Genomic DNA, 12,659 nt, shown 5'->3' on the forward strand with positions numbered 1-12,659 from the left:
CACTGACGTAAGCCAAAAAATTATCGCCGATTCTAGCAGAGTAAACGGAACAGTGAAGTTGGCTGAAAGTGCCATGTTGCCCTAATTTACTCAAATAATTCATTAAGAACCACATTCTCAGCGGATTCGGGATTGCATTTCTCGACTTTGCTCTTATCCGGAAAGGAGCGGTCCCAATGGAAAACAGTAAAAAATACCCAGTGACTTTCACTAAAAACGATGTAGAAATTATTGCACGAGAGTCACTGTATAACGGTTTTTTTTCGCTTACCCGCTACTGTTTTCGCCACCGACTCTTCAGGGGCGGCTGGAGTGGAGAAGTGAAAAGAGAAGTCTTTGAGCGCGGAGAAGCCGCCGTGCTGCTACCCTATGACCCCGTGCGGGATAAAGTGGTCCTGATCGAACAAATCCGAATTCCTGCCTTTGACAGCAGTCAGACACCCTGGCTGTTAGAATTAGTCGCCGGTATTGTGGAGCCAGGCGAAACGCCTGAGGATGTGGTCCGGCGTGAAGCGTATGAAGAAGCTGGAATTCATCCGGCGCGCGTGAATCCGGTGCTGAGCTATCTGGCCAGCCCCGGCGGCACCAGCGAGCGGTTGCATATTCTGGTGGGAGAAGTGGATGCCAGCGTGGCGCAGGGAAACCACGGTCTGGAGGAAGAGAATGAGGATATTCTTGTCCATGTGGTCAGCCGCGAACAGGCTTACCAGTGGGTGGAAGAGGGGAAAATAGATAACGCAGCCTCTGTCATCGCATTGCAATGGCTTGAGCTGCACCATAAAAAATTACGAAGCGAGTGGAAACCCGAATGATAAAGCGTTACGTCCCTGACTTTCCTGAAATGATGCGCGTCTGCGAAACCAATTTCGCTCAGCTGCGTCGCCTGCTGCCCAAAGAAGACCGGGCGGAAGAGTCAGTGACCTATCAGGTTAACGGTGCCAACTATTCGGTCACCATCCAGGAGTCGACGCGTTACACCACGCTGGTCGAAATCAAGCAAACTGCCCCCGCCGTCAGCTACTGGAGCCTGCCTGCCATGTCCGTCCGGCTCTATCATGATGCTATGGTGGCCGAAGTGTGTTCAACGCAACAGATCTATCGCTTCAAAGCACGCTATGATTATCCTAATAAAAAGCTTCATCAGCGTGATGAAAAGCATCAGATAAATCAGTTCCTGGCTGACTGGTTGCGCTACTGTTTAGCACATGGCGCGATGGCCGTACCGGTTTGTTAAGGCTGAGCTGGCGTTAACCCTAAGGATTTTGATTGGAAAGCCTGCTAAAACTTCCTGCGGCGAGTGGGTCCAGGGTCAGGATTTTACAGATCACGGATACCCATCTCTTTGCCGGTAAAAACGAAACGCTGCTGGGTGTAAATACCTGGGCCAGTTTTGACGCGGTGCTTCAGGCGATCTCCGCCAGTCCGCGTCACTACGACCTGATTGTCGCAACGGGCGATCTGGCTCAGGATCATACGGTCGAGGCCTATCAGCATTTCGCTGAGGGTATTGCACGCCTGCCTGCCCCTTGCGTCTGGCTGCCGGGAAATCATGATTTCCAGCCGGCAATGTTCAGTACGCTGGCAGAAGCGCAGATTGCGGATGAAAAGCATGTGCTGATTGGCGACAACTGGCAAATCGTGCTGCTGGACAGCCAGGTCTTTGGCGTCCCGCACGGTATGCTGAGCGACTATCAGCTCGAATGGCTGGAAACCACGCTGGCGATTGAGCCACACCGGCATACGCTGGTTTTGTTGCACCATCACCCTTCGCCTTCCGGCTGTACCTGGCTTGACCAGCACAGCCTGCGCAATTCACATATGCTTGAAGCCGTGTTGCAAAACTATCCGCTGGCGACCACGCTGATTTGCGGCCACATTCATCAGGATCTTGATCTGAACTGGAACGGGCGACGCCTGCTGGCCACGCCATCCACCTGCGTGCAATTTAAACCTCACTGCACCAGCTTTACCATCGATTCTGAAGCGCCAGGCTGGCGCTGGCTGGATCTGTTACAGGATGGCAGGGTGGAGACTGAGGTCGAGCGGTTGATAACACGGGCGTTCAGTCCCGATCTCGATTCAGAAGGTTATTGATCGTGGCGACGCTACTCTATCTGCATGGCTTCAACAGCTCTCCGCAATCGGCGAAAGCGACGCAGTTTGGTGAATGGCTGGCGGTGCACCACCCGGCGCTTACCCTGTTTGTGCCTCAGTTGCCCGCCTTTCCGGGGGAGGCGGCGATCGAGCTGGAAAACTGGATCATGTCTTCCGCAGGCGAAGAGATTGGGATTGTCGGATCATCCCTTGGCGGCTATTACGCCACCTGGCTCTCACAATGTTTTGCCTTACCTGCGGTAGTGGTTAACCCTGCAGTGCGGCCTTTTGAGCTGTTAACCGATTATCTGGGCCACAACGAGAACCCATACACCGGCCAGCAATATGTGTTAGAGTCACGCCATATTTACGATCTGAAAGTGATGCAGATTGACCCGTTACCGTCACCCGATTTGCTCTGGTTATTGCAACAAACGGGCGACGAAGTGCTCGACTACCGACAGGCCCTGGCGTATTACGAAGCCTGCCGTCAGACGGTCGAAGAGGGCGGCAATCATGCTTTTATCGGATTCGAACGCCATTTCTCCCCGATCCTCGACTTCCTGGGCCTCTCCGGCGTCTGAAGCAGGCCGCGGAGAGTGACCACTCATTTTTAGCCACCAATCAGATTCTTACGATGACTCAATCCAGCTATAACGCTGACTCCATTGAGGTTCTCAGCGGCCTTGAACCCGTTCGCCGTCGTCCGGGAATGTACACCGATACGTCACGTCCAAACCATTTAGGCCAGGAAGTGATCGATAACAGCATCGATGAGGCGCTGGCGGGCCATGCCAGACGTGTTGAGGTGATCCTCCATGCCGATCAGTCGTTAGAAGTGACAGACGACGGGCGCGGGATGCCTGTGGATATTCACCCCGAAGAGGGCGTGCCTGCCGTTGAGCTAATCTTCTGTCGCCTGCATGCGGGCGGTAAATTCTCCAATAAAAACTATCAGTTCTCCGGCGGCCTGCATGGCGTGGGGATCTCGGTAGTGAATGCCCTTTCCACGCGCGTGGAAGTCACCGTCCGGCGTAATGCTGAAGTCTATGAAATGGCTTTTGAAAACGGCGACAAGGTAGAGGATCTGCACGTCACCGGCACGGTTGGCAAACGCAATACCGGCACCCGCGTGCGCTTCTGGCCGGACGTTAATTTCTTCGACAGTCCACGCTTCTCAGTCTCCCGTCTCAGCCATCTGCTGAAGGCCAAAGCTGTGCTCTGTCCGGGCGTTGAAATCGTCTTCAAAGATCGCGTTAATAATACCGAGCAGACCTGGTGTTATGCCGATGGCCTGACCGATTACCTCTGTGAAGCGGTAAACGGCTTACCCACACTGCCAGAAAAGCCGTTCGTGGGTACCTTCGCCGGTGATGTGGAAGCGGTAGACTGGGCGCTGCTGTGGCTGCCGGAAGGAGGCGAGCTGCTGACAGAAAGCTACGTTAACCTGATCCCAACCATGCAGGGCGGCACGCATGTTAACGGCCTGCGTCAGGGGCTGCTGGATGCAATGCGCGAGTTCTGTGAATATCGCAATATTCTGCCGCGCGGCGTCAAGCTCTCTGCTGAGGATATCTGGGACCGCTGTGCCTATGTGCTGTCGGTAAAAATGCAGGACCCGCAGTTTGCCGGTCAGACCAAAGAGCGTCTCTCTTCCCGTCAGTGCGCCGCGTTTGTCTCCGGCGTGGTGAAGGATGCTTTCAGCCTGTGGCTGAACCAGAACGTGCAGGCGGCTGAAATGCTGGCGGAGCTGGCTATTTCCAGCGCCCAGCGCCGTATGCGTGCGGCGAAAAAAGTGGTGCGTAAAAAGTTAACCAGCGGCCCGGCTTTGCCCGGCAAGCTGGCTGACTGTAGCGCTCAGGATCTTAACCGCACCGAACTCTTCCTGGTGGAAGGGGATTCCGCAGGCGGATCGGCCAAGCAGGCGCGCGATCGTGAATATCAGGCGATCATGCCGCTGAAGGGTAAGATCCTCAACACTTGGGAAGTCTCTTCGGATGAGGTTCTGGCCTCGCAGGAAGTGCACGATATTTCGGTGGCGATCGGCATCGATCCTGACAGCGAGGATATGAGCCAGCTGCGTTACGGCAAAATCTGCATCCTTGCGGATGCGGACTCTGATGGTCTGCATATCGCCACGCTTCTCTGCGCGCTGTTTGTCCGGCATTTCCGTACGCTGGTGAAAAATGGTCACGTCTACGTGGCGATGCCGCCTCTCTACCGTATCGATCTGGGCAAAGAGGTTTACTACGCGCTGGATGAAGAGGAAAAAGCGGGCATCCTTGACCAGCTCAAGCGCAAAAAGGGCAAGCCTGGCGTGCAGCGCTTCAAAGGGCTGGGCGAGATGAACCCGCTTCAGCTGCGTGAAACCACGCTTGATCCCAACACCCGTCGCCTGGTCCAACTGACCATCGAAGATGATGAGGTGGAGAAGACGATGGCGGTAATGGATATGCTGCTGGCGAAAAAACGCTCGGAAGATCGCCGCAACTGGCTGCAGGAAAATGGCCATACGGCAGAGATTGAAGTGTAACAAACGGCCTGTAGTATGATCGGGCCGCATACGTTTAAGCAGGGAAGCTTAAACGGGCTGACAATACCGCCAGACGAAGTAAAAGTTTCCACGAGGACCTATGCCACACTCACCAGAAGATAAAAAACGCGCCCTGAACAGAATCAAACGCATTCAGGGACAGTGTGAAGGTATCCAGCGCTCGCTTGAAGCGGGAGCCGACTGCACGCCTGTTTTGCAACAGATTGCCTCAGCGCGTGGGGCGATGACGGGGCTGATGACCGAAATTCTGGAAAGCTATATCCGCGATGAATTTGTGAAACCGGGCGAACAGGGGCCGGGTGATGAAGAGATCGCTGTGCTGCTCAGCCTGGTCAGGTCATATACAAAGTAATCCCTGCGGGATTTTTCCTCCTGAGTTGTATACCCCCCACCCCTATATCATGTATAGTCCCCCCCATTATATTGTCTGACTGAATTATCCTGGAGAACATGATGAAATCCCGTGCTGCTGTCGCTTTTGGTCCCGGAAAACCGCTTGAAATTGTTGAGCTGGATGTCGAACCGCCTCGCGCGGGTGAAGTGCTGATCAAAATCAGCCATACCGGCGTCTGCCATACTGATGCCTTTACCCTTTCCGGGGAAGATCCGGAAGGGTTGTTCCCGGTGGTGCTGGGCCATGAAGGGGCTGGCGTCGTGGTAGAAGTGGGAGAGGGCGTGACCAGCGTTCAGCCCGGTGACCACGTAATTCCGCTCTATACAGCAGAGTGTGGAGAGTGCCTGTTCTGCAAATCTGGCAAAACTAACCTCTGCACTGCCGTACGCGCCACGCAGGGGAAAGGCGTGATGCCGGATGGAACGACCCGTTTCTCTTATAATGGTCAGCCGATCTATCATTACATGGGCTGCTCAACCTTCAGCGAATACACCGTCGTGGCTGAAGTGTCGCTGGCTAAAATCAACCCGGAAGCGAACCACGAGCACGTCTGTCTGCTGGGCTGTGGCGTCACCACGGGAATTGGCGCCGTACATAACACAGCAAAAGTTCAGCCAGGCGATTCGGTGGCAATCTTTGGTCTGGGCGGAATTGGCCTGGCCGCTATTCAGGGCGCTCGCCAGGCCAAAGCTGGCCGGATCATCGCCATTGATACCAATCCTGCAAAATTTGAGCTGGCGCGGAAATTTGGTGCCACCGACTGCATCAACCCGAAAGAGTTCGATCGGCCAATTCAGGAAGTCATTATCGAAATGACCGGCTGGGGCGTGGATCACTCGTTTGAATGTATCGGCAACGTCAACGTGATGCGTGCAGCGCTGGAGAGTGCTCACCGTGGCTGGGGCCAGTCGATCATCATCGGCGTGGCTGGAGCAGGTCAGGAAATTTCAACACGTCCCTTCCAGCTTGTGACAGGACGGCAGTGGAAAGGCTCTGCTTTTGGCGGCGTTAAAGGGCGTTCCCAACTGCCGGGCATGGTTGAAGAGGCGATGAAAGGGAATATTGAATTAGAGCCGTTTGTCACGCACACCATGGGGCTGGACGACATCAACGACGCATTTGATCTGATGCACGAAGGCAAATCCATTCGTACCGTGATTCGTTATTAATTCCTTCCTTTTCTGGCGCTGCCTGGGTGGCGCCATTTCTCCTGCCCTGTTCTTATCATCTCTGTCTGCCTGAACTTCCCTTGCGCAAAATCGATCCTGCCACAACCGCGCCTTGCCACAAGTCTTGCCGACGCATTCAGGTAAAAAAGCCCGGCAGAAACTGAGATATAATGCCGCGACCTTCCTTACTGCTAAGGCTATCCTTGAAAATTACGCTTGAAGAGTTGCGTGCCTGGGTTGTGGTGGTAGATACCGGCTCGATAACGGCTGCGGCAGAGCAGCTAAGCCAGACAACATCCGGCATCAGCCGCGCATTAAGCCGGCTGGAGAAAAAGCTGCAAACCACCCTGTTGCATCGCACCACCAGGCGGATTGCGTTAACGGAAGAGGGGCATGTTTTTCTTAAACATGCCCGGGAAATCCTTCGCTCGGTTGAAATGGCTGAAGAGCAGATAGCGCACCGGCGAGAGGTGCCGTCAGGCCGTTTGCGGGTCAATGCCGCAACGCCCTTTATGCTCCATGTGATTGTGCCGCTGCTGGGCGCCTTCACCAGCCGCTATCCGCTTATCCAGCTTGAGCTTAATAGCGATGATGTGATCATCGATCTGCTTGAACAGCAGACCGATATTGCTATCCGCATTGGCGAGCTGAGGGATTCAGGTATTCATGCGCGAGCGCTGGGCAGCAGCAAGCTGAGATTGTTGGCTAGTCCCGATTATCTGGCGAAATATGGTACGCCAGCCAGCGTGGCGGAATTAGCTAATCATCGTCTGCTGGGGTTCAGCAAGCTGGATCGCCATAATATCTGGCCGGTATGGCAGAGCGAAGGCGAGCTGCTGCAAATCACGCCCACGCTCTCCGCCTCCAGCGGCGAAACGCTGCGGCAAATGGCGGTATATGGTCAGGGGATCGTGCGGATTTCTGATTTTGTCAGCAGGGAAGATCGCGCCTGTGGAAGGCTGGTGCCGGTGTTAGAAGAGATAACCCGCGAGATGCTTCATCCCATCCACGCCGTCTATTACCGCAATACCACGCTGTCACTACGCATCAGCTGTTTTCTGGATTTTCTTAGCGAGCAGATCGCCAGCAAAGAGATACTTTAACCCGACGCACGACAGATGGCGGCGGGATCACCCGATAATCCAACGTATTGTTTTAAACGCAGACAGGGCGGCATCGCTGCCGCCCTGTCTGGCTTATTTAGCTGGTTCCAGCACAAAAATCTTCACCTCCACCACATCCTCTTTGATGTTGGTGCGATGCGTTTCCATATGTGCAGCCTGCTGATGCTGCTCCAGATGGCGCAGAGAATCCCAGTGCTCGACCATAAAGATAGAGTCGGGTGAGTTTTGTTTCCACGGCACCTGAGCCTGATGATCAAACAGCGCCTGGTAGCTGCCGCAACCCTCTTCCTGCAACACTGTTGGTGTCACTCTCTCAATTGCCTGCATAACGGCCGAACGGCGGCCGGGCTTAACGCAAATTTCAGCGATCACGGTGAGCATACTGGTTCCTTAACAGGGGTGTCGTCTGATCAGTTAAGCAAAGATTTCGCTCAGATGTGTCCGATAACGTGCAATATCGGCAGGAATATCAGGCTGCTTGATCACGTCGTTACAGATAAAGGTCGGTAAACCTTCCATCCCCAGAAACTGGTTGGCCTTATGGAAGTGCAGATAGAGACCATCCACGCCTACGCCTTCGAAAAACTGTTCCGGATCGGTAAAGGCCTGTAATGGCGCGTTCCAGGTCAGGGAAAGCATATATTTTTTGCCCTGAAGCAGGCCGCCGGAACCATATTTTTTGGCGGCATCCGAACGGGTACGTCCATCGCTGGCGTACAGAGATCCATGTCCTTCGGTAAACACTTCATCAATGTATTTTTTCAGGATCCATGGCTCGCCCATCCACCAGCCCGGCATCTGATAAATCACGGTATCCGCGTCAAGATACTTCTGCACTTCATCTGCCACAACATACCCTTCGTCAACGACGGTAATATCAACCTGGTGGCCTGCATCACGTAAAAAAGAGGCGGCGACTTCTGTTAACGTATGGTTCAGTTCACCTTTGGAGTGGGCAAACGTTTTTCCGGCATCAATGATAAAAATCTTGCTCATATTCTGTACTCTCCAGTTCATGAAATTAATGCCAGTTTACGCGCGAGAGCCGGGCATTAAAATGTGCTATTGATCACAACACTTTTGCTTTCTGCGCAATAATAGGGCTGCAGAGGGTAGGATTTGTCCTCTTTAACCATGAGACCAACAACAATGATCAAAACAGGGATAGCAGCCTTACTGCTGGTGGCGGGTGGTGCCAGCGCTCAGTCACATCTGGACCGGGTGCTGCAAAGCAAAGTGCTGACGGTATGCACCACGGGCGACTACAAGCCTTACACCTTTCTGCGCGCGGACGGGCAGTACGAAGGCATCGACGTGGCAATGGCGCAGTCGTTAGCGAAAACGCTGGGGGCTGAGGTGAAGTGGGTACCGACCACGTGGAAAACGCTAACGCCAGATTTCCTGGCCAAGCAGTGCGATATCGCCCTCGGCGGCGTTTCGGTCACGCTGAAGCGTCAGCAAACCGCCTGGTTCGCCACGCCGCTCGGCACAGATGGAAAAATACCGCTGGTTCGCTGCGCCGATAAGGCGAAATATCGCACCCTTGAGCAGCTCAACAAACCTTCGGTGCGGCTGATTGAACCGGCGGGCGGCACCAACGAGGCGTTTGTCCACAGCCATCTGCCGCAGGCTAACCTGACGCTGTTTCAGGATAATGTCACTATCTTCCAGCAATTAGTGGATAACAAAGCTGACGTGATGATCACCGACGCCTCTGAAGCGCTGTTCCAGCAGAAGCATTACCCGAAGCTGTGCGCGGTGAACCCAGAGCAGCCGATGCAGTACGGCGAGAAAGCCTACATGCTGCCGCGTGACGACCTGAGCTGGAAGCTCTATGTTGACCAGTGGCTGCATCTGAGCAACGCCACCGGCGAGTATCAACAGGTTGTCAGTCAGTGGCTGGCCGTCACCAGATAAGCAGCAGCAGAGGCGAGACTGAACCGCTTTCTGCCGGAAGCGGGCATCAGGTAAATAGTCCGCGCGGGCAGAGGATCTTTCTGCTCCGCCTGAATCGCCTTTCCCGCCACACTACCCTGTGACAGCACCCGCCCTGATAAGGTACTATCCTCGCCAAACCACCCCGATGTGGCGCGGTGAATGCGCCGCGATGTGAGGAATAAAGAGTAATGAGTGACCTGACGCAGGATGGTGCAGAGCGTCGTGCCCTGCATAAGTTTACGGAAGAGGCCTACCTCAACTATTCCATGTACGTTATCATGGACCGCGCGCTGCCCTATATCGGCGACGGCTTAAAACCGGTGCAGCGCCGTATTGTCTATGCCATGTCGGAACTGGGACTGAACAACAGCGCTAAATTCAAGAAATCTGCCCGTACCGTGGGTGACGTGCTGGGTAAATACCATCCTCACGGCGACAGTGCCTGCTACGAAGCGATGGTGCTGATGGCTCAGCCTTTCTCCTATCGTTACCCGCTGGTGGATGGCCAGGGGAACTGGGGCGCACCGGACGATCCTAAATCGTTTGCGGCGATGCGTTATACGGAATCCCGCCTCTCTAAATATGCGGAAGTGCTGCTGGGCGAACTGGGTCAGGGCACCGTTGACTATATTCCCAACTTCGACGGCACGATGCAGGAGCCGAAGATGCTGCCTGCGCGCTTGCCGAACATTCTGCTGAATGGCACCACCGGCATTGCGGTAGGGATGGCAACGGACATTCCGCCGCACAACCTGCGCGAAGTGGCAAAAGCCGCTATCAAACTGATTGATTCGCCCAAGACCACGCTGGATGAGCTGCTGGATATCGTTCAGGGGCCAGATTATCCCACCGAAGCGGAGATCATCACGCCGCGCAACGAAATTCGTAAAATTTACCAGAGCGGACGCGGCTCCGTGCGGATGCGTGCGGTGTGGAAGCGGGAAGATGGCGATGTGGTGATCACCGCGCTGCCGCATCAGGTTTCTGGCGCCCGGGTGCTGGAGCAGATTGCCGCGCAGATGCGCAACAAAAAGCTGCCGATGGTGGAAGATCTGCGCGATGAGTCAAACCACGAAAACCCAACGCGGCTGGTGATTGTGCCGCGCTCCAGCCGCGTGGATATGGACCAGGTCATGAACCACCTGTTCGCCACCACCGATCTGGAAAAAAGCTACCGCATCAACCTTAATATGATCGGCCTGGATAACCGACCGGCAGTGAAAAACCTGCTGGAAATCCTCAGCGAGTGGTTAGTCTATCGCCGTGATACGGTACGCCGCCGTTTGCAGCATCGTCTGGATAAGGTGCTGCGTCGCCTGCATATTCTTGAAGGTTTGCTGGTCGCGTTTCTGAACATCGACGATGTGATCCATATCATTCGCACCGAGGATGAGCCGAAGCCGGTACTGATGTCGCGTTTTGAGCTTAGCGAAACCCAGGCAGAAGCGATCCTTGAACTGAAATTACGCCACCTCGCCAAACTGGAAGAGATGAAAATTCGCGGCGAGCAGGATGAGCTGGCAAAAGAGCGTGACAATCTGCAGGGCATTCTGGCTTCAGAACGCAAAATGAATACGTTGCTGAAGAAAGAGCTACAGGCAGACAGCGACACCTATGGCGATGACCGTCGTTCACCGCTGCGCGAACGTGAAGAGGCGAAAGCGATCAGCGAGAGCGAGCTGGTGCCTTCTGAGCCGGTGACTATTGTGCTGTCGCAAATGGGCTGGGTGCGCAGCGCCAAAGGGCACGACATTGACCCCAATGGTCTGAGTTACAAAGCGGGCGACAGCTTCCGTGCGGCGGCCAGAGGCAAAAGCAATCAGCCGGTGGCGTTTATCGACTCCACCGGACGCAGCTATACGCTGGATCCGCTGACGCTGCCTTCGGCAAGAGGGCAGGGCGAGCCGCTGACCGGCAAGCTGACGCCGCCGCCGGGTGCCGTCATGGAGCAGGTGCTGATGGAAGCGGACGACCAGAAATTGTTGATGGCGTCCGATGCGGGTTACGGATTCGTCTGTACCTTTAGCGACCTGGTCTCCCGTAACCGCGCAGGTAAAGCGCTGCTCACCCTGCCGCAGAACGCCAAAGTGCTGACGCCGATGGCGATCTATCATGATGACGATATGCTGCTGGCGATAACGGCTGCGGGCCGGATGCTAATGTTCCCGGTGGGGGATTTGCCGCAGCTCTCCAAAGGCAAAGGCAACAAGATTATCTCGATCCCTTCTGCCCAGGCGGCCTCCGGCGAGGATGCGCTGACCTGGCTGCTGCTGCTCTCTCCTCAGACTTCCGTCACGCTGCACGTTGGCAAACGTAAGCTGACGCTGAAGCCGGAAGAGTTGCAGAAATTCCGTGCCGAGCGGGGACGCCGCGGTACGCTGTTGCCACGTGGCCTGCAGCGTATCGATCGGGTTGAGGTTGACGGCCCGGCCAGGCCTTCAGTGGGTGAGAGCGAAGCGTAACGACAGGCCAGCCGCTACAGAGGCTGGCTAACCCTGTGACAGGCAGTTGTTTCGCTAATTCAGGTATACTTTAACGGTTATCCGGGGACAGGGCCGCAGCCCTGCCGCCGGTCAGGTTGCCGTCTGCTCAGCAAACGACGGCCTGCAGAAAGTCTGAAAGCCATAACGAGGAAGTGATGCTCGCAATTATACGTTTTTTTATCGTGGTGATTTATTCCATATTGGTGTGTGTGTTCGGCTGCATTTATTGCCTGTTCAGCCCACGTAATCCCCGCCATGTGGCCACTTTTGGCCATCTCTTTGGCAAGTTGTCGACCGTGTTTGGTTTGAAGGTAGAGCTGCGTCGGCCTGAAGGGGCAGATAACTACCCCAACGCTATCTACATCGCCAATCACCAGAATAATTACGACATGATTACCGCAGCCAAAATTGTTCAGCCCACGACGGTAACCGTGGGCAAGAAAACTCTGCTGTGGGTACCCTTTTTTGGTTTGCTCTACTGGCTGACCGGCAACTTACTGATAGACCGGGATAACCGCGCAAAAGCACACGGCACCATTGGCGAACTGATTGAACAGTTCAAAAAGAAGAAGATCTCGTTCTGGATGTTTCCTGAAGGGACACGCAGCCGGGGCCGGGGTCTGTTGCCGTTCAAAACTGGCGCTTTTCATGCCGCTATGGCAGCTGGCGTGCCGATCATTCCTATCGTAGTCTCGAATACGCATGACAAGATAAAACTTAACCGTCTTAACAATGGTCATGTGATTATTGAAATGCTGCCGCCGATCGATACGGCTCCGTTTGCCGATCAGTCGGTACGTAAGCTGGCTACCCATTGTCGCGAATTAATGATGGCGAAGCTGGAAGCGCTCAACGCGGAAGTGGCCGAACGCGAAGCGGCAGATAAAAAATAGTATTCGCCGG

At 54.8% G+C, this 12,659-nt stretch carries 13 protein-coding genes; 11 read left to right on the top strand and 2 right to left on the bottom strand.

Annotated features, from left to right (window positions below; genetic code table 11):
* The first annotated feature begins 176 nt into the window (after positions 1–176).
* The 8 genes from nudF (at position 177) to SD961_RS05890 (ending at position 7,314) form a co-directional block, all read left to right on the top strand.
* Positions 177–812 carry an ADP-ribose diphosphatase gene (gene nudF / locus SD961_RS05855; RefSeq protein WP_318789459.1) on the top strand — a complete coding sequence of 212 codons (636 nt, stop codon included), beginning with the start codon at positions 177–179 and terminating at the stop codon, positions 810–812.
* Positions 809–1,234: a DUF1249 family protein gene (locus SD961_RS05860; protein ID WP_306210441.1), complete on the top strand. Its 426-nt coding sequence runs from the start codon at positions 809–811 to the stop codon at positions 1,232–1,234. The genes nudF and SD961_RS05860 overlap by 4 nt, the downstream gene beginning before the upstream one ends.
* A gap of 32 nt (positions 1,235–1,266) precedes the next feature.
* Positions 1,267–2,094, top strand: coding sequence for a 3',5'-cyclic-AMP phosphodiesterase (cpdA, locus tag SD961_RS05865; protein WP_318789460.1), 828 nt, complete (start codon positions 1,267–1,269; stop codon positions 2,092–2,094).
* A 2-nt stretch (positions 2,095–2,096) separates the two neighbouring features.
* A complete protein-coding gene (gene yqiA, locus SD961_RS05870; protein ID WP_318789461.1) occupies positions 2,097–2,678 on the top strand; it encodes an esterase YqiA in 582 nt (193 codons plus the stop codon).
* 53 nt (positions 2,679–2,731) lie between these two features.
* Positions 2,732–4,627, top strand: a complete 1,896-nt coding sequence (gene parE, locus SD961_RS05875; RefSeq protein WP_318789462.1) for a DNA topoisomerase IV subunit B — start codon at positions 2,732–2,734, stop codon at positions 4,625–4,627.
* A 100-nt stretch (positions 4,628–4,727) separates the two neighbouring features.
* Positions 4,728–5,000, top strand: a complete 273-nt coding sequence (locus SD961_RS05880) for a metal/formaldehyde-sensitive transcriptional repressor (RefSeq protein ID WP_318789463.1) — start codon at positions 4,728–4,730, stop codon at positions 4,998–5,000.
* Between the two features lie 101 nt (positions 5,001–5,101).
* The gene (locus tag SD961_RS05885; RefSeq protein WP_318789764.1) at positions 5,102–6,211 is read left to right on the top strand and encodes an S-(hydroxymethyl)glutathione dehydrogenase/class III alcohol dehydrogenase; all 1,110 of its coding nucleotides are present in this window, start codon (positions 5,102–5,104) and stop codon (positions 6,209–6,211) included.
* A gap of 203 nt (positions 6,212–6,414) precedes the next feature.
* A complete protein-coding gene (locus SD961_RS05890; protein ID WP_318789464.1) occupies positions 6,415–7,314 on the top strand; it encodes a LysR family transcriptional regulator in 900 nt (299 codons plus the stop codon).
* 93 nt (positions 7,315–7,407) lie between these two features.
* On the opposite strand, the gene SD961_RS05895 is transcribed toward SD961_RS05890, so the two are convergent.
* Positions 7,408–7,716, bottom strand: a complete 309-nt coding sequence (locus tag SD961_RS05895; RefSeq protein ID WP_318789465.1) for a putative quinol monooxygenase — start codon at positions 7,714–7,716, stop codon at positions 7,408–7,410.
* A gap of 33 nt (positions 7,717–7,749) precedes the next feature.
* A complete protein-coding gene (locus SD961_RS05900) occupies positions 7,750–8,331 on the bottom strand; it encodes an NAD(P)H-dependent oxidoreductase (RefSeq protein WP_318789466.1) in 582 nt (193 codons plus the stop codon).
* A 153-nt stretch (positions 8,332–8,484) separates the two neighbouring features.
* On the opposite strand from SD961_RS05900, the gene SD961_RS05905 reads away from it, so the two are divergent.
* The 3 genes from SD961_RS05905 to SD961_RS05915 all read left to right on the top strand — a co-directional run bounded on the left by SD961_RS05905 (position 8,485) and on the right by SD961_RS05915 (position 12,649).
* Positions 8,485–9,252 carry a transporter substrate-binding domain-containing protein gene (locus SD961_RS05905; RefSeq protein WP_318789467.1) on the top strand — a complete coding sequence of 256 codons (768 nt, stop codon included), beginning with the start codon at positions 8,485–8,487 and terminating at the stop codon, positions 9,250–9,252.
* Positions 9,253–9,461: 209 nt separating this feature from the next.
* Positions 9,462–11,735 (top strand): DNA topoisomerase IV subunit A, encoded by a 2,274-nt coding sequence (gene parC / locus SD961_RS05910; protein WP_318789468.1) that lies wholly within the window; start codon positions 9,462–9,464, stop codon positions 11,733–11,735.
* A 176-nt stretch (positions 11,736–11,911) separates the two neighbouring features.
* Positions 11,912–12,649, top strand: coding sequence for a 1-acylglycerol-3-phosphate O-acyltransferase (locus SD961_RS05915; RefSeq protein ID WP_318789469.1), 738 nt, complete (start codon positions 11,912–11,914; stop codon positions 12,647–12,649).
* Positions 12,650–12,659: the final 10 nt, after the last annotated feature.

This window comes from Erwinia sp. MMLR14_017 (assembly GCF_033657285.1).
Lineage (GTDB): Bacteria > Pseudomonadota > Gammaproteobacteria > Enterobacterales > Enterobacteriaceae > Erwinia.